This is a genomic window from Paenibacillus sp. HGF5, assembly GCF_000204455.1.
In the GTDB taxonomy this organism is placed as follows: domain Bacteria; phylum Bacillota; class Bacilli; order Paenibacillales; family Paenibacillaceae; genus Paenibacillus_AQ; species Paenibacillus_AQ lautus_A.
The window spans coordinates 1-17,696 of the sequence record NZ_AEXS01000185.1 but is presented as its reverse complement, the minus strand read 5'-3'; the positions used below and the strand labels follow the sequence as shown (position 1 = coordinate 17,696).

The window sequence follows — 17,696 nt, the reverse complement described above, 5'->3', positions numbered from 1 at the left end:
GTTGTTATAATATGCTGTGCCCAATGTATCTCTTTATAACAATGAGATGCATTGGGCATTTGGTTTTAAATCTGTGAATAAGGGAAGTTGATAAGCAATGACTGAACAGGATGCACTTAATCGAAAGTTACTGACGGAGGGCGATTATGTAACGGATGAACCGATCGACCTGACCAATTGCGAAAAAGAACCTATTCACATTCCAGGATATATTCAGCCCCATGGCGTACTGCTTGCCATTAATCCTATCGACGATTTCAGGATCGCGCAGTGCAGCCGAAATACGGAGCAGCTGCTCGGGATCAGCGCCGAGTCCCTGTTGGGACAGAGCCTTGAGGAGCTTATCGGAAAAACGCAATTTGAGCTTATGATTCGCCGAGACCTTCAAGCAATAGCGACACCGGACTTACAATATATCAATCTTACGATTTCGGTTGCCAATGAGCCGATTGAATTTATCGGAATTCTTCACGAAAGCGAAGGGCTTATTCTGCTGGAACTGGAGCCGGTTTCGGAAGATACCGTGCCCTTTACGGATGATTTTGAATGGATCCAGACGTTTTTCAGTCGGATGAAACGAACCGAGAATCGGGTTGAAGCAAGTCAAGTGGCTTGCGAGCTCGTGAAGGATATTCTGGGTTACGACCGTGTGATGCTGTATGAATTCGATGATCAATGGAACGGAAAAGTGATTGCCGAAGCCAAAGAGCAAGGGCTGGAATCCTTCCTGGGCCATCATTATCCGGCATCGGATATTCCTCGGCAAGCTCGTGAACTGTATTTGAGAAATTGGCTGCGTACGATTGTTGACGTGGGTTATACGCCGGTCGAGATTATCCCCACCGTGCAGCCTTTGACCGGAAAGCCGCTGAACCTCAGTTTATCCGTACTGCGCAGCGTGTCGCCGCTTCATATTGAGTACCTTCATAATATGGGGGTCGGCGCGACCACCACGATCTCCCTTATCCATGACAACCAGTTATGGGGATTAATCACCTGCCATCACTACAGCCGAAAATACGTATCTCACCGCACCCGCAACTTGTGCAATTTTCTGGGATCCTTTTTCTCCAACGAACTGTATCAACGTCAGCAGCTCGACGATTACCAAACCGAGCTCAGGCTTCGAATTTTATCCGCCCGTTTCACCGAAATCTTCATCGGCAACACCGATGTCTATCAGGTGCTTGAGCAGCTTGAGAACGAAGAGCAGGGCCTGCTGGATTTAATGAGCGCTACCGGTGCCGCCGTCTATTACCAGGACAATTTGATGCTGTACGGCACGACGCCCACCTTGAAGCAAGTCATGGAGCTGGCCGGCTGGTTATCCGCCCAAGCAGAGGATTATACGTACCACAGCTCGAAACTCAGCGCAGAGTATGAGCCTGCCAAAGCATTCAAGGATGTGGCTTCCGGCGTATTGTATCTCGCCCTGTCGCCAGGTCAACAAAACTATGTCATGTGGTTTCGGCCGGAGGTTGTTGAAATCGTGGATTGGGCTGGCGATCCGGCCAAAGCCGTTATACAAGAAGAGGATAAGATACGTTTATCCCCTCGAAAATCGTTCGAAAAATGGAGGCAGGTGGTGGAGGGCATTTCATACTCATGGAAGGCTCAGGAATTAAGCGTTCTCCCCCAATTGAAATCGATTGTCCGCAAGCAAACCGATTTTCAATTAAGGCAAGCCAAAGAACAGGCCATTCAGAATGCACGCATATTCAGGGAGAACGAGGAGCGGTATTTGCAGCTTATGGGCCACTCCCCCGTAGCCTTCTTGTCACTGACAACGGCGGGAACCATCGTGTATTGCAATTCGCGGGCCGAGACGCTGTTCGGCGCAACGAGGCCCGAGGAACTGCTCCAGGTTGAAATATACACTTTAGCTAGCGATGATTCCCGCATGGGTCTTAAAGAGCAGATCAAACGGATGGATCAGAATCAAGCCCAACTCGTTTCCGGCAGCGGCTGGTTCGAAACGCTGGATGGAAAGGGAATCGAACTTGAATATATGCTGGCAGCCATCCATCAGGGACGCAAATCATCCATTATGGTCATTTTGAGAGAGGGCACACCGGATGGAGGCCCCGATCGCGTATATTCCGATGTATTGAACCAGCTTCAGAGCTACGTGACAACTGATCCGTTGACCGAACTGCCCAATCCGGCAACATTCGAAAAAGAACTGGCGACGGATTGGAAGGAATGCATTCAGAATCAGGTTTCTCTGGCCTTGTTGATGGTCGATATCGATGATTTCCGGGTGTATAACACGCTTCATGGTTTATACGGCGGGGATTTATGTTTGCAATGGATTGCCGACGCACTGAAAATCATAGGTGAATACTATGGAGCGGCCATTTCGCGTTACGGCGGCGGAACCTTTATATTGAAGATCAAAGATACCGATCCCGACCGAACCTATGAATTGGCTGAGAAGATACGTCAAGGCGTCCTGGCGCTCAGCATCCCCAAAGACCGCACGGAGGAAGACGGGTTTATGACGGTAAGCGTAGGAGCGGCTTGCCTAACGCCTACCTCCATGCTGAGTCTTACCCATTTGACCGACGAAACGGAGAAAGCCATGCATATTGCCAAGAGCAAGGGGAAGAACAGAGTCACGCTATATGGATATGAAACGGATTGATGTCCGTTGGAACCAAGAGGAAGTTGGAATAATCAAAAGCCTGCAGCTCCATAATGGAGCCGCAGGCTTCTTTGCTGTATTATATTCCTGTACACATGATGCTAAAATGAAGGCTGGAGTTGAACGAGTGGAAGTTGGAGGTGTTCCATGACCCGATTGATGCAGCCGCGGAAAGCAGGAAGTAGAAGAAAGCGCGTATTGTTGAGAGTTGTGCTGGGACTGATAGCTATCATGCTGGTTTATTCCGTTAATGTGGGATACACGATTTGGAAATATGCAGGGCGAACGGTGAATATTCCCTCCGATGCAGCGATCGTGCTGGGTGCCGCAGTATGGGAGGGGAAACCTTCGCCTGTGTTTCAGGGGCGCATCGATCAGGCGTTATGGCTGTATGATCAACAATACGTAGATAAGCTCATTTTTACAGGAGGACGCGGATCGGAAGATGAAGTGGCCGAATCGGAAGCTGCCAAACAATATGCCATCAAACACGGCGTTCCCGAGAGGGACATCTTGGTAGAGACGACTTCGGCGATCACCGAGCAAAATCTGTATTATGCCGACAAGCTAGGCGATGCGGCAGGGCTCTCCTCGTATCTCATCGTGAGCGATCCGCTGCACATGAAGCGGGCGATGGTGATGGCTGAAGATATGGGTCTCGAAGCCAATCCTTCACCCGCGTCACGGAGCGCTTACCAAAGCGTAAGAAGCAAGCTCCCCTTTTTATGCAGAGAAGTCTTTTATTATATCGGTTATCATCTGACAAAACCCTTTCGATAAAAGATCCGATCATGCGCAGTTTGCGTGTTAGTCCAGACTTCCGAGATCGTTGGCAAGCATCTGATGGCTTTCCTTATCCGTTACCTTGTCGAGATAACTTGCCGCTTTTTGCTTGGATGCCAATGCATGCTCCTTGTTCCCCAGAACCAGATAGGCCCGCGCTTCCGCTTCGTATCCGTAACCGATGTAGAAGGGTTCGAGGTTAGCCGATGACCCGGTCGTGATGCAGCGCTTGGCATAATGCAGTGCTTGATCGCCCTGACCCGTTACCGCGTATACTCGGGAGAGCTGCCAATACCCGATGGACAGGTTGCGCTCTGTATGATCCGCCACCCGGCTCCAATGCCAAAAGGAAGCATGACACATGTGAATCATGTTCTCTTCGTCTTCCGGCGTCCGCAGCTTCTTCTCCAAGATATCCCAGACCTGATTGAAGCAGTTTATTGCAAATTGTTTATGTAAGTTTGAATCTTGAATGTCCATGCCTATGTCCTCCGATATATGTACGCATTATAAAGCAGGTAAATGGATCGTAAAGGTTGTCCCATGATCAGGAGTGCTCTCCACGTTCATCGTACCGCCGTGATTATGAATAATATTCTTGGTAATCATGAGACCGAGTCCCGTGCCGGTGTCTTTCGTTGTAAAAAAGGGCTGTCCCAGTGATTGGATCTGATCCTGTGTCATCCCAACTCCTTCATCCTGCACGATAATCTGCACCTCGGGCCCGCTGTGCACAATGTCCAAGGTGATGCTTCCGCCGTGATTCATCGCTTCCATCGCGTTTTTCAGCAGATTGATGAACACTTGCTTGAGCTGGTTGACTTCGCCCTGTACATAGATCGGAATCAGTGGATAATGGGGAATGATCTCTATATTCTTGAGAGCGGCTTGCACCTTCATCAGCGTAATGATCTGATCCAGTATGGCCGACACGTCGATGGGTCCGCTCACGTGGGCGCCCTGCGGTTTGGAGAGCACCAAGAGCTCATTGACGATGAGCTCGATGCGTTTGAGCTCCGATTCGATGATTTCAAAATAAAGCTCGTTGCTGCGTTCCGCGGATCGCAATAGCTTCACGAATCCATTAATCGATGTCAATGGATTTCGAATTTCATGAGCGATGCCGGCGGCCAATTGGCCGGCGGTCGTCAGCTTCTCGGATTGCATCACGCGGTCCTCTTCCATCCGCTGCTCCGTGATGTCCTTGAAGATGCCGACGGCCGCATTCTCGCCTTCATATTGTATGATTAACGTGAATCCCGTGACCATCTTCTCCTGCCCGTCCAGACAGCGTATCAGGTAATCGACGCTTCCGATTTCACCGCTCTCGGCATACGTTGCCCTGCGTTTCATCAATGCGTGATGATATGATGCGTCGACGATCACGTCGGTTGAAATGCCCAGCACGTCACGGGGGTGCATCGCATTGACGAGTCGGATTCCGGCAGAATTAACATAGTGAACAATGCCTTTTTTAGTTATGAGTACGGAGAGAGGGAGCTCTTCCAGCAGCTGCAGAAACGAATTTTCCTTCTCGTTCAGCTTCTGTTCCTTCTGCTCCAGCTGTTTCATGAGCTGTCTCAGCAGCGTTCGATCCTCGAATTGTACCAAGTATCCCTTGGGCCCCTGCTCCGGATCGTGATCAACGCTGCAGCGTGCACTAAGGTATAACTCGCGATCAGACGGATGACGGTAAGCATATTCAACCGGGGGGACGAATGGCTGATGGCCCTGGGCAGCCCTAGCGTTCTGAATCACTCGATTCAATAACCCACGGAGGCTGTTTTCTTCTTGCGGCGCCCCGGCAGTTAACTCCTGCGGCGAGTAACCCAACAGATCACATAGTGCCGAATTGACCTTAAGAATCGTTCCATCTAGCGATACCAAAGCCATACCGATTACAGATTGTTCAAAGGCAAAATCATGATTAGGGGTTGAATAGGGCAGCACTGCAAGTCTCCTTTCAAATTTCTGGGAGGAATTGAATGTACCCATATTATAAGTGGGGCGATTTCATTCATCAATCCTTTAAATTGATAGATCTAAGCAGAATTTCTTTTTTGTGTAAAATGTCAGTATCACCCATCCCATTATCTGCTGATTGAAAGCATGAGCGCCTTATAGCATCGAATCATCCATTCAAGAATGGCAAGGAAGCGATGCGTCCCGCCACTCTTGAGTAGAAACCTGTTGCGTCCATGATTTAAAGTTTCTCAGCCTTTGAATGCTTGATCCAAAGATAGCTTGAGCTCATCCGTAATGGGGCCCATCGGCAGGCGCAGGGTGTCGGATGAGATAAGGCCTTGCTTGGCAAGCAGCCATTTTAGCGGAGCGGGATTGGATTCTGCGAACAACTGATGAATAACGGGAAGCAGCACTTCAAACTCCTTTTCGGAACGAGAATAATCCCCCTGGGCAGCTAATTGATACACACGAATAAAAGCTTCGGTTTTCACATTGGCCGACGCCAAAATGCCCCCCGATGCACCATGACAAAGCATTTCATGAAAGCGGACATCGTCTCCGCATAGAACAGGCTTCGTATCGTATGGAGATAAGCTTCTCATAAGCTCCGTACTCGCAGTGCTGTCCTTCATTCCGATGACACCGGGGATCTCCATGATTCTTCGAATGGCATCGACCGGTAAGGAAATTCCGGTGCGCGAAGGAACTTCGTACAAAATAACCGGTATCCCCACCTCCGCGACGTTGCGGAAATGTTGTATAATGCCCTCAATCGAAGGGCGGCTGTAATACGGCGTGACCACCAAAACCGCGTCTGCCCCGATATGTCCTGCCCATTCCGTCCGCTTCATGCTGGAGAACGTATCGTTGGTACCCGTACCAATAATGACCGGCAATTGCCGCCCGTCCAGACCTTTTCGCGTTTCCTCCATCACCTGAACGACCTCTTCCCAAGTTACCGTCGGCGCCTCTCCGGTCGTACCGTTGATGATCAATCCTTGAATGTCATGGGATAACAAATTCTCCAAATAACGATGATAAGACGGAACATCCAATGCGTATTCATATGAAAAGGGAGTGACCACTGGAACATAAATACCTCTCATATCTTGCGGACTCAACATGATCTTTCCTCCATTTCATTTCATGAATTGTGGCTTTACTTTACCATGGGAATTGGGATCGGTGTTATCTATAATAATAGATAGTTATTATCAATATTATTGATGAGGAGAGAGCGATGGAACTGATCTATCTGCAAACCTTCAGGGAGGTTGCTGTTCGAAAGAGCTTTACTAAAGCTGCTGAGGAATTGGGTTATGCACAATCCAGCGTTACCACCCAGATTCAGAAGCTGGAGAAGGAATACGGCGTCAAGCTGTTTGAACGGTATGGCAGAGGCCTGCGCCTGACGAAGTCAGGGGAGGAGCTGTTCAAGTATGCTGTCCAAATGCTGGATCTGTTCCACCAGTCTAAGGAAAAGCTGACGAAACAAGGCGGGGGCGTCTTATCGATTGGAACGATCGATTCGCTTGCCGCATATTTTCTTCCATCCGTCCTTCATCGGCTAAGACAGGAGCATGAAGATCTTGCCATCCGCTTGCAAACGGATCGTGAAGATAGCATCGTCAGTAAGGTAAGAGAGGGTGAGTACGATCTCGGGCTTATTCTGGAGAACAAACCGGAAGACACTTCATTGAATTGGATCTCGATCCGGGAAGAGCCCCTCTATCTGATTGCCCATCCGGATCATCCGCTTCGCAGGTTGCCCGTCATCGAGCTGGAGCATCTGGCTAATTACGAATGGATTATGACCGAGGATACTTGCAATTACCGGATCATGTTGGAAAAAGTGCTGCGCGCCAGCGGAGCTCCCGTCCGTATTGGTTTGGAATTGGGCAACCCAGAGGCAATCAAAAGATATATCATGTCCGGTACCGGCATCTCACTATTGCCGAGAATGGTAGCAGAGGAGGAAATCAAGAGGGGAGAGCTGGCGATTCTTCCCTTTCAACACCCTGACATTCGACTGGACATCCAGATTGTCATTCATCCTAAGAAATGGCTGTCACACTCGCTTCAGGATATGATCGAAATGTTGAAGTCTAAATCTTAAAGACGCAGGCTGATATTGCATTTAACGAAAAGATTCAGTATCATTTATGTAACAATGTATAGGTTTATGTGTGACTGGCGTAGCATGGGGAACCATGAGGGAGCACATGGATGACAACGGCCGTACGCCTGGGCAGAGGTAAGGGAGTTTATTTCCCTTACCTCTTTATTATTTTCTTGGGCTTCTATCGTCTCTGAAACTATGAAAAGGGGATAAAACAACGATGTTCAAAACGAAAAAAATATTGCTGCTGGGATCCGGAGAACTAGGGAAAGAAGTCGTAATTGAAGCACAACGATTGGGTGTCCAAACCGTAGCCGTCGATCGTTATGCCAATGCTCCTGCCATGCACGTTGCCGATCACAGCCATGTGATCGATATGCTGGACGGAGAGAAGCTGCGCGCTATTATTGAGTTGGAAAAGCCGGACCTGATCGTTCCGGAGATTGAAGCGCTGGCTACTTCGGAGCTGGTGAAGCTGGAGGATGAGGGGTATCGGGTGATTCCTACCGCCAGAGCCGCAAAGCTTACGATGGACCGTGAAGGGATCCGCCGGTTGGCATCAGAGGAGTTGGGACTGCCGACTGCGGACTATCGATTTGCCGATACCTATGAGGAATTCAAGCAGGCTGTCCTGGACATGGGTTTTCCGTGCGTGATCAAACCGCTGATGAGCTCCTCCGGCAAAGGTCAGAGCGTGTGCCGTTCTGAAGGGGATATCGAGTCCTGCTGGAACATCGCCATGGAAGGCGGCCGCGTGCAGAACGGAAGAGTGATCATTGAGGAATTCATTTCATTCCAGTCGGAAATCACGCTTCTGACCGTCCGCTCCGTAAATGGAACAAGCTTCTGTGCGCCGATCGGGCATATTCAGGAAAGCGGAGATTATATCGAATCGTGGCAGCCGCACGACATGTCTGAAGCGCAAATCGAGGAGGCTAAATATATTGCGCGGAAGATTACCGACGAGCTTGGCGGATACGGCTTGTTCGGCGTTGAATTATTTTTGGCCGAGGATAAGGTGTACTTCAGCGAGGTATCCCCGCGTCCGCATGATACTGGGCTGGTTACGCTGGTCACGCAAAATCTATCCGAATTTGCGCTTCATGTCCGTGCCATTCTCGGGTTTCCGATACCAGAGATCGAATTGATCACGCCGGGAGCCAGCCGCCCGCTGAAAGCCGGCCGAGAGCTGGAAGACTACACGATTACAGGCGCCGAGCAAGCGCTGGCCGTTCCGAATACGCAGCTTCGCATGTTCGGCAAACCGGTAACCAAGGCCGGAAGACGAGTAGCAGTCGCGCTGTCAAGCGCCGGCGATGTCGAAGAAGCGCGGTCACGCGCGAAGCTGGCATTGGATAAGCTTGCCGTCGAAGAGGCATAAACATCGGAATTCTATAGGGATATCACATGTTATCATGTTGAAAAGGCCAACCGAAATGACCGGTTGGCCTTTTCAGTTATAGAAAAATCAAGGATCCAAATCGGGTACAAACTCTTCTGATCACGAGTACTTGCTTTTAGTTTTGATTTCGGGAATAAATAGGGAGAAATTTATGTTCTTTCATGATAAGATACACAAGAATACAAACGACCCTCACCCATTATAATGTTTCCATTCGATGCGATAAGCGCTGCTTGGAGCATAATATTTCAAATAAATCTCTAGAGGAACGTTTATTGACGGCATAGGAGAATCTACATGAGAGACATGACGCAAGGAAGTCCGATCAAGCTGATTACCATGTTTACCATCCCGCTTTTGATCGGTAATATTTTTCAACAATTTTACAACATGGCAGACACCCTTATCGTGGGACGTACCATTGGCGTGAACGCACTTGCAGCCGTTGGCTCGACAGGCAGCATTTTGTTTTTTGTCATCGGCTTTGCCCAAGGCTTGACGGCTGGTTTGTCTATCATAACCGCGCAGCGTTTTGGAGCTAAAGATATCGCAGGCGTCCGCAAAAGCGTGGGAACGAGTGTATGGATCAGTCTGGTGTTCACGGTATTCCTCACCATCGTGAGCGTTATATTTACGAGGCCCGTCCTCGTCATGATGAACACCCCTGCCGAAATTTTGGATGATGCGTATTCGTATTTGATCGTCATTAACTGGGGCGTCGGCGCGGCCGTTCTGTTCAATTTGCTGGCTAACCTGCTCCGTGCTCTCGGCGACAGCCGGACCCCGCTTCTCTTCCTGGTCGTTGCAAGCATTCTGAACATCGTGCTCGACCTCTTATTCATTCTCGCATTTAAGATGGGAGTAGCCGGAGCCGGACTTGCCACGGTTATATCGCAGCTGTTCTCCTGCCTGCTCTGTCTGATCTACATTCATAAGAAGGTCCCGCTCCTTCAATTCAAGAATGCCGACTGGTCCATCGATTGGAAATTTATACGCCAGCATATGTGGGTAGGTTTTCCGATGGGCTTCCAAGCCTCCATTATCGCAATCGGAGCCATCATTCTTCAGATCACGCTAAACGGTCTCGGGGCAACAGCCGTTGCGGCTTATACCGCGGCTCAGAAGATTGATATGCTCGCGACGCAGCCGATGAGTTCCTTCGGGATTACAATGGCGACTTTTGCTGCTCAGAACTTCGGAGCGAATCGCATAGATCGGATCAAGCTGGGGGTTAAGCAGTGTATTTGGCTCTCAGGATCATTCAGCATCGCCGTGGGCCTGCTGGTTATATTTGCGGGTCCTGCCGCCGTCAGCCTTTTTGTGGGTCAAGGCCAAGAGGAATTGCTGTCGCTCAGCAGGCTGTATTTCTTATCGAACGGCAGCACCTATCTGCTTCTGTCGCTGCTCTTCATCTACCGCTTCACGCTTCAGGGGCTTGGTCAGAGCTTAATTCCCACTGTGGCGGGCATCATGGAGCTGATCATGCGGGTACTGGCTGCTATCTTCCTGACCGCACAGATCGGCTTCCTCGGTGCAAGCCTGGCAAATCCGCTGGCTTGGCTGGGCGCCGTCATCCCGCTCGGCATCGCTTACTATCTGAGCATCAAGAGGTTGAGCACGCCGGTAAAACCCGTCTCCGTACCCGTTCAGGCGTAAGGAATGCTGCACAATCGAATTCGGAACGAATCATGACTCCAGGAACAGGGAAACACTGTTTCGTTGGAGTCGTGCATTCGTTCTTTTTTTGTTACAAAAAACATAATGTGGAAGATTCCCAATTTGGGTGCGGCGAGGTAAGATCACTATAGATTCAGTTTGCAACCGAACAGGACAGAAACGGGAGGGGTCGCATTGTATAAAGTGCTGTTAGTAGATGATGAAGCCGATGTGAGGGAAGGCCTCGTTCAGGAAATCCAATGGGAAGCCTGCGGATTCGAGATCAAGGGGACGGCGGAGAACGGAAGAGAGGCCGTGGAGGCTGCGGAGCGGTTGGAGCCGGATGTCGTTATTACCGATATCAGTATGCCCTTTCAGGATGGACTGCAGCTGGCCTCATGGCTAAGGGAGCATCAGCCGCTGTGCAAAATCGTGATTTTGACCGGCTATGACGAATTTGATTACGCCCGTCAAGCGATTACGCTCAGCGTGGATGAGTATTTGCTCAAGCCGTTCTCTGCCGAAAGCTTCATGGAGTTATTAGGCAAGATCAAGGACAAAATCGATATGGAGGTGGCGGAGCGTGAGGACGTGCGCCAATTAAAGGAGCATTACCGGACAAGCCTGCCTTTGCTACGGGAATCGTTCCTGGCTTCGCTGTTAACCCGAAAACTGCCCCGCTCCATCATTGAGGAGAAAACTCGGAATTACGGCCTTCCGCTGAACGGCGCCTGTTATCTCGCCGCGGTGTTGGCTTTATATCCGGCGGCAGAGCATAAGGAGAGTGCTCCATCAAGCTCCCTGCGGCATTCCGGCGATATGGACTTGATGCTGCACGCTATGCTGAACATTGCGAAAGAGCTGATGGATCCCCTTTCTTTTGGAAGCGCATTCATATACCAGGATAGCATCGTGTTCTTGATTACGAATGACGGCTGCGAGGACGAGTCGTGGTTTGGCGACCTGCAGGTGGCACTGGACCGTTTGCTCAAAAGCAATCTTCACTATCTGAAGCTGCCGGTTACGATCGGCGTGGGTTCCAGGGTCCGGACTCTGTCCGATCTTAAGCACTCCTACCAGGATGCGCTGCTGGCGCTGGACTACCGGCTGATTCTCGGTGCCGAGAAAGTCATCTTCATCGATGACGTGGAGAGTCCGAGGCAGGAAGGGATCCGTCTGGACGAATTGCAGGAGCAAGCGCTGATCCGCAATCTTAAGCTCGGAACCGCGGAGGAATTAAGTGAATCGATTACGCACATATTCGATGAGCTGATTGGAGCATCCTGCACGATTCAAGAGGTTCAGATCTATCTCCTGGAAGTCGTAACGGCCATACTTCGAACGGCTAAAGAATCCGGGATCGAGCTTGAGGAGATGTTTGGAGCGGGGTATCAGCTGCATGCCGAGATCTTCAAGTTTTCCGGACTACAGGAGGCTAAAGCTTGGCTTCAGGATGTCAGTTTGGCCATCCGCAAGCAAATCTCCAACTCCAGGCAGCATGCCTATAAAGACATCGTGGAGAAAGCGCTGGAGTACACGCGGGAGCATTACGACGACCCGGATATATCGCTGCAGAAGCTGTGCATGCACCTGCATATCAGCACAGGCTATTTTAGCGGCGTATTCAAAAAAGAGCTCAAAATGACCTATGTGCAGTACTTAATGCAGCTGCGGATGGAAACGGCCAAGGAGCTTTTACGTTCCACCGACCTGAAGGCTTTCGAAATTGCGGAGCGCGTCGGGTTTGCCGATCCGAATTATTTCAGCTTCTGCTTCAAGAAGCAGGTCGGCGTTTCGCCTAAGGAATATCGGGCACAAGCGAGGGGGTAGGGCATCGGTGAAAATCACGTATACGAAGCGATACTCGATTCTACCGTTCGTACAACGATGGGTTAAGCGATTCCGAACGCACAGCATTCAATCCATCATCATGTGGTCCTTCTCGGCGTTCATTCTGCTCATTGTGATCGTGGTAGCCGTACTGCTCTTCAATAAATTCTCGCGATCGGCAGAGCAAAGCGTATTCCTGAATGCCCAGCAAATCGTGGACCAGGTTAGCTATAATCTCGAGGATTACGTGGACGGGATGGCGCAGTTGTATCGGGCGATCGAGGAAAACATGCTGGCAGACGGGCAGTGGGACGATGAGCAGGTGACAAAACAGCTCGATACGATCATGCGAAGCCGAGATGACATCGTCTCTATCGCTTTGTTTAATGATCAGGGCGACCTGCTGCGGAACCATCCGGCCATTCCGGTCAAGTCCAGCGCCAAGGTGACGGAACAGAGCTGGTTTCACTCGGCCATGAGAGTCTCCGACCATCTGAGCTTCTCACTGCCCCATGTTCAGAATTTATATGACCACACGTTTGAATGGGTTGTCACGATGAGTAAAGGCATTACGGTCGTTCATGACGGGGAGCCGATGTACGTCATTCTGCTGGTGGATATCAACTTCAAGAAGATCGACGAGCTGAGCAGCCGCATCAGTCTAGGGAAGCGCGGGTATGCGTACATCATCGACGAAGGAGCGGGAAATATCGTGTACCATCCGCAGCAGCAATTAATCTACATGGGGCTTCGGAATGAGAGCGTTGAGCGTGCGCTGACCTCCTCGGAGAGCTACATCGATGAATCGGATGGGGTCAAGCGGCTCAATACGGTCAAATCGGTCGTCAACATTGGCTGGAAAATCGTTGGCGTATCCTATTTGGATGAGATCATGACCACAAGAGAAGAGGTCAACCGTTATTTGGTCCGGGTGGTTGCCATTGTCTTGGTGCTGGCCATTGCGGTATCCCTGATTCTTTCGGCCATGCTCACCCGGCCTATTCGCCGCATGGGCAGAACGATGAAAGCCGTGGAACGTGGCGATTTCGACGTGGAGCTCCCGTTGCAGGGGCCGCTTGAAGTAGTGCAGCTGTCCAGCCGTTTCAACCTGATGCTGAATAAGATCAGGCAGCTCATGAAACAGATTGTGAAGGAGCAGGAATCGAAGCGTAAATATGAGCTGGAAGCCTTGCAGGCCCAGATCAACCCTCATTTTTTGTACAACACCCTGAATTCGGTTGTTCGCATGGCAGGAATGAGCAAGAAGGAGGAGGTCATTACGATGATTACTTCCTTGTCGAAGCTGTTTCGTTTGAGCTTGAGCAAAGGGAAGACATCGATAAGCGTCCGGGAAGAGCTGGAGCACGCACGGCATTATTTGACCATACAACAGATGAGATATAAACAGAAATTCGATTTTGTAATCGAAGCGGACGAAGCCGCGCTATCCTGTTACACCCTCAAGCTGGTGCTTCAGCCTTTAATCGAGAATGCCATCGTGCACGGCATCGAGTATATGGTGGATCAGGGGCATATTCGCATAGGGGCAGCCGTAAAAGGCGAATTGTTGGAAATGACGGTTACGGATAACGGGGTTGGGATGACACCCCAGATGGTTGAAGGGATCTTGGACGCTAAAGAGACGCCTCATAACCCGGCTCCATTTATCAATACGGCCGGTTCAGGCGTGGCCGTTCGAAATGTTCATGACCGAATTCGTCTGTATTACGGCAAACGGTACGGGCTGGAATTCGAGAGCGAGCAGGAGGCGGGCACTACCGTTCGCATACGGATTCCGGTCATTCACGATATGGACGAGGAGGAACGCGAGCATGATTAAAACTTTTCGGCCGCTGCGGTTACCGATTGGACCTAGGGGCTGTTTCGCTGCACTTGTCGCAGTCCTGATCCTTTTAACATCGTGTTCATCCGATACGGACCCGGATGAGGAGCCCGAGCTTCAACATATTGCCCTTGTGGCCCCCGTACACGCCGAAGAGCAGGGGGATGCGATCCGTTTAGGCGCCGAGGCGGCTGCCAAGGAATACGGATTGGCGCTCGATTATGTTTTCCTGGAGCCTAGCGACGATGAGGATGAGCAGTTGCAGGCCGCTTTGAAGATGTTGGAGAAGGGTGCCTCCGCGATCTTGATCGACCCGGCATCGGAGGCAGTGCTGCAGGAATTAGGCGATAAGGCAGCTGCAGCGGGTACCCCCGTGATTGCATTGAATGATGAACGAATGACCACAGGCATCTTATCCGCGATCGCGATCAATAATGAAGCTGCCGGACGCAAGGCGGGCGGGCAGCTGGCCGACTTGCTTGAAGGTCGAGGTACAGTAGCCATCCTGCGTTCCGACAGGGAGGACCCCGACTTGATCGCCCGCGAAGAAGGAGCCAAACAGGCATGGTCAGATATCGGCGGAATTGAAATAGCGGGCGGCGCGGCTTGCGGCAAACGCGAGGATGCATGCTGGCAGGCCGCCAAACAGCTGCTGGATCAGGGCGCCGTCGACGGAATTCTGGCACTCGATATTCAGGCTTCCTTGGGAGCGGCTAAAGAAGTCGCAAGGCGGAAGGTCGAAGGGGAGATCAAGATTGTCACCTTCGGCAGCGATCTGGAACAGCTTCAGCTTCTTCAGGATGGCGTCCTTCATAAACTCGTGGTACAGAACGGCTTCAGCACGGGCTACTTGGGCGTAGAGCAGGCTGTGAAGGTAATGGACGGTTCGAGATATGATAAGCCGATCGTGCTTGAGACCAAGGTGATTGATGCCGACAATATGTTCTGGATGGATAATCAGAAGGTGCTGTTTCCATTTGTGAAGTAAGGAAGTCACGAAACAAAGGTAAAGTAATGAGAATTTTGCTAGAAATCAGGAGAATTTTGAATTCGAATATCAGAGTCATTCCGGCATAATGGCGGTAGTCAGTGAGATACGGCTTCGGAGTTCCGTAGCCAGCACTGAAATATCGAATGAATCAGGGAGGTCAACCCAAGTGAAGAAAAAATGGCTGTTTGTCCTAATGGCAGGCATGATGCTCACCACGGCGGCATGCAACAACGGCGGGAGCAGTTCAACCGGCAGCGATAGCACGGGCGGCGACGCGGCAGGCGGCAGCACGCCTCAAGTCGGGGTGGCGATTTACAAGTTCGACGATACCTTTATGACAGGCGTTCGGAATGCGATGTCCGATGCAGCGAATGGCGTAGCCAAACTGGATATCGTGGATAGTCAAAATGCGCAGCCGACCCAGAATGAGAAAATCGATCTGTTTATCTCGAAAAAATACAGTTCCATGATTATCAACCCCGTAGATCGCACGGCAGCGGGCGTCATTATCGACAAGGCGAAAACCGCCAATACGCCGGTGGTTTTCCTGAACCGGGAGCCGATCGCGGAAGACATGAACAAATGGGATAAGGTTTATTACGTAGGGGCGAAGGCGGAGGAATCCGGCACGATCTCCGGCCAGCTGATCGTAGATTATTGGAAAGCGAATCCGAAGGCAGACAAGAACGGGGACGGCAAGCTGCAGTATGTGCTGCTGCAGGGGGAGCCGGGCCATCAGGATGCTGAGCTGCGGACCAAATTCTCCGTTCAGGCGATTCAAGACGCCGGCATTGAAGTGGAAGCGCTTGCGGTGGATACCGCCATGTGGGACCGCGTGAAAGGACAAGAGAAGATGCAAACCTTCCTCGCGTCCCATGGCGACAAGATTGAAGCGGTGCTGGCCAACAATGACGATATGGCGCTCGGAGCGATTGAGGCATTGAAAGCGGCAGGGTATTTTAGCGGCGACAAGTACATGCCGGTTGTGGGCGTCGATGCGACGGCTCCCGCCGTCCAGGCGCTGGAAGATGGCACTCTTCTCGGAACCGTGCTTAACGACGCCAAGAGCCAGGGCAAAGCTTCCGTTGCCATTGCGGCCGCGCTCTCCAAAGGGGAAACGCCGAACAAGGAGAATACCGGATTTGATATTACCGACGGTAAATACGTGTGGATCGCCTACAAAAAAATAACGAAGGACAATATCGCCGACGCGAAATAATGGCAGGGTTATAAGAAGGGGCAGCGGCTCATCGTAGCGTTGTCCCTTTATATTGGACTCTTTTGGCCCGGAAAAGCGAAGGAGGTATTCAAAGTGGCGGAATCATATGTGCTGGAGATGCGGAATGTATCGAAGGCGTTTCCAGGCGTTCAGGCATTAAGCGACGTAACGTTCAAGGTAAGACCCGGAACCGTGCATGCGCTCATGGGCGAGAATGGGGCCGGCAAATCAACGCTGATGAAATGTTTATTCGGCATCTACAAGCCTGATGAAGGCGACATTTACTTAAACGGCGACAAGGTCGCCATCAACAGCTCCAAGGATGCATTAAATCACGGAATATCCATGATTCATCAGGAGCTTCATCCCGTGCCGCACCGCAATGTGATGGAGAATATATGGCTGGGGAGATTTCCGATGACGGGCTTCTGGCCCTTGAAATTCGTGAACGAGAAACAGATGGCAGCGGACACGCTTCGGCTGTTCCGCGAGCTTGATATCGATATTGATCCTAGGGCAAGAACAGGAGCGCTTTCGGTGTCCAAGATCCAATCGCTTGAGATTGTCAAAGCGGTGTCCTATCACTCCAAAGTGATCGTAATGGACGAACCGACCTCATCCCTGACCGGGAACGAGGTGGAGCATCTGTTCAGCATCATGAACAGGCTGCGGTCGCAGGGTGTGTCCATCGTCTACATCTCGCACAAAATGGAAGAAATTCTGCGCATATCCGATGATGTCACGATCATGCGGGACGGCAAGTACGTGGGAACCTGGCAGGCAGGAGAATTGACGACCGATTTGATCATTACCCGCATGGTGGGACGGGATTTGACGGAGCGCTATCCTGAACGGACGAACATGCCGGGCGAAACCCGGATGCAGGTCCGGCAATTAAGCTCCTCTAATCCGAAATCGTTTCAGAATGTATCCTTCGAGCTGAGAAAGGGCGAGATTCTGGGCATTGGCGGCCTTGTCGGCGCTCAGCGTACGGAATTGGTTGAGGCTCTCTTCGGGCTTCGTCCGGTGGCCTCCGGAACCATATCGATTAACGGGAAACCAGTGAAGATCAAGTCGCCTTCCGATGCGAAGAAAAACAACATGGCACTGCTGACGGAGGAGCGTAGAGTCACCGGCATATTCCCGGTACTCTCGGTCTACGAGAATACGGTCATTGCCAATCTTCAAAGGTATCAGAATTGGGCGTTCCTGCTGAATGAACGCAGAGGCATCGAGGATGCGCG

Annotated in this window: 13 protein-coding genes and 1 riboswitch; of the genes, 10 read left to right on the top strand and 3 right to left on the bottom strand. The window is 51.0% G+C overall.

The genetic code is table 11. The features are described 5' to 3' along the window. Nucleotides 1–97: 97 nt before the first annotated feature. On the top strand, nucleotides 98–2,644 hold the full coding sequence (locus HMPREF9412_RS31595) for a diguanylate cyclase domain-containing protein (protein ID WP_009596025.1): 2,547 nt from the start codon (nucleotides 98–100) through the stop codon (nucleotides 2,642–2,644). 147 nt (nucleotides 2,645–2,791) lie between these two features. Further along, the gene (locus HMPREF9412_RS31590) at nucleotides 2,792–3,424 is read left to right on the top strand and encodes a YdcF family protein (RefSeq protein ID WP_009596035.1); all 633 of its coding nucleotides are present in this window, start codon (nucleotides 2,792–2,794) and stop codon (nucleotides 3,422–3,424) included. A 27-nt stretch (nucleotides 3,425–3,451) separates the two neighbouring features. On the opposite strand, the gene HMPREF9412_RS31585 is transcribed toward HMPREF9412_RS31590, so the two are convergent. The 3 genes from HMPREF9412_RS31585 to dapA all read right to left on the bottom strand — a co-directional run bounded on the left by HMPREF9412_RS31585 (nucleotide 3,452) and on the right by dapA (nucleotide 6,516). Next, nucleotides 3,452–3,907: a hypothetical protein gene (locus tag HMPREF9412_RS31585; protein ID WP_009596028.1), complete on the bottom strand. Its 456-nt coding sequence runs from the start codon at nucleotides 3,905–3,907 to the stop codon at nucleotides 3,452–3,454. Nucleotides 3,908–3,934: 27 nt separating this feature from the next. After that, nucleotides 3,935–5,377, bottom strand: a complete 1,443-nt coding sequence (locus tag HMPREF9412_RS31580; protein WP_009596036.1) for a PAS domain-containing sensor histidine kinase — start codon at nucleotides 5,375–5,377, stop codon at nucleotides 3,935–3,937. Between the two features lie 263 nt (nucleotides 5,378–5,640). Further along, nucleotides 5,641–6,516, bottom strand: coding sequence for a 4-hydroxy-tetrahydrodipicolinate synthase (dapA, locus tag HMPREF9412_RS31575; RefSeq protein ID WP_009596039.1), 876 nt, complete (start codon nucleotides 6,514–6,516; stop codon nucleotides 5,641–5,643). A gap of 116 nt (nucleotides 6,517–6,632) precedes the next feature. Between dapA and HMPREF9412_RS31570 the strand changes: the two genes are divergently transcribed. From HMPREF9412_RS31570 to HMPREF9412_RS31535, 8 genes are all read left to right on the top strand, one after another. Beyond that, entirely contained in the window at nucleotides 6,633–7,508 is an 876-nt protein-coding gene (locus tag HMPREF9412_RS31570; RefSeq protein WP_009596027.1) for a LysR family transcriptional regulator, read from the top strand. A gap of 60 nt (nucleotides 7,509–7,568) precedes the next feature. After that, nucleotides 7,569–7,649, top strand: a riboswitch (ZMP/ZTP riboswitch). A gap of 82 nt (nucleotides 7,650–7,731) precedes the next feature. Beyond that, a complete protein-coding gene (gene purT / locus HMPREF9412_RS31565; protein ID WP_009596041.1) occupies nucleotides 7,732–8,892 on the top strand; it encodes a phosphoribosylglycinamide formyltransferase 2 in 1,161 nt (386 codons plus the stop codon). A 318-nt stretch (nucleotides 8,893–9,210) separates the two neighbouring features. Then, a complete protein-coding gene (locus tag HMPREF9412_RS31560; protein WP_009596045.1) occupies nucleotides 9,211–10,569 on the top strand; it encodes an MATE family efflux transporter in 1,359 nt (452 codons plus the stop codon). 195 nt (nucleotides 10,570–10,764) lie between these two features. After that, nucleotides 10,765–12,399 (top strand): response regulator, encoded by a 1,635-nt coding sequence (locus HMPREF9412_RS31555; protein WP_009596024.1) that lies wholly within the window; start codon nucleotides 10,765–10,767, stop codon nucleotides 12,397–12,399. A 7-nt stretch (nucleotides 12,400–12,406) separates the two neighbouring features. Further along, nucleotides 12,407–14,239 (top strand): cache domain-containing sensor histidine kinase, encoded by a 1,833-nt coding sequence (locus HMPREF9412_RS31550; RefSeq protein WP_009596038.1) that lies wholly within the window; start codon nucleotides 12,407–12,409, stop codon nucleotides 14,237–14,239. After that, nucleotides 14,232–15,230, top strand: a complete 999-nt coding sequence (locus tag HMPREF9412_RS31545; protein WP_009596043.1) for a substrate-binding domain-containing protein — start codon at nucleotides 14,232–14,234, stop codon at nucleotides 15,228–15,230. The genes HMPREF9412_RS31550 and HMPREF9412_RS31545 overlap by 8 nt, the downstream gene beginning before the upstream one ends. A 196-nt stretch (nucleotides 15,231–15,426) precedes the next feature. Then, the gene (locus HMPREF9412_RS31540; protein WP_374705882.1) at nucleotides 15,427–16,452 is read left to right on the top strand and encodes a galactose ABC transporter substrate-binding protein; all 1,026 of its coding nucleotides are present in this window, start codon (nucleotides 15,427–15,429) and stop codon (nucleotides 16,450–16,452) included. A 117-nt stretch (nucleotides 16,453–16,569) separates the two neighbouring features. After that, the coding region (locus tag HMPREF9412_RS31535) for a sugar ABC transporter ATP-binding protein (protein ID WP_036674280.1) at nucleotides 16,570–17,696 on the top strand (1,127 nt) is incomplete at its 3' end.

Bases quoted from the DNA above. Each gene is read 5' to 3' on its own strand.
- HMPREF9412_RS31595 (WP_009596025.1), top strand. From the start codon at position 98: ATGACTGAACAGGATGCACTTAATCGAAAGTTACTGACGGAGGGCGAT.
- HMPREF9412_RS31590 (WP_009596035.1), top strand. From the start codon at position 2,792: ATGACCCGATTGATGCAGCCGCGGAAAGCAGGAAGTAGAAGAAAGCGC.
- HMPREF9412_RS31585 (WP_009596028.1), bottom strand. From the start codon at position 3,907: ATGGACATTCAAGATTCAAACTTACATAAACAATTTGCAATAAACTGC.
- dapA (WP_009596039.1), bottom strand. From the start codon at position 6,516: ATGTTGAGTCCGCAAGATATGAGAGGTATTTATGTTCCAGTGGTCACT.
- HMPREF9412_RS31570 (WP_009596027.1), top strand. From the start codon at position 6,633: ATGGAACTGATCTATCTGCAAACCTTCAGGGAGGTTGCTGTTCGAAAG.
- purT (WP_009596041.1), top strand. From the start codon at position 7,732: ATGTTCAAAACGAAAAAAATATTGCTGCTGGGATCCGGAGAACTAGGG.
- HMPREF9412_RS31560 (WP_009596045.1), top strand. From the start codon at position 9,211: ATGAGAGACATGACGCAAGGAAGTCCGATCAAGCTGATTACCATGTTT.
- HMPREF9412_RS31545 (WP_009596043.1), top strand. From the start codon at position 14,232: ATGATTAAAACTTTTCGGCCGCTGCGGTTACCGATTGGACCTAGGGGC.
- HMPREF9412_RS31540 (WP_374705882.1), top strand. From the start codon at position 15,427: ATGGCAGGCATGATGCTCACCACGGCGGCATGCAACAACGGCGGGAGC.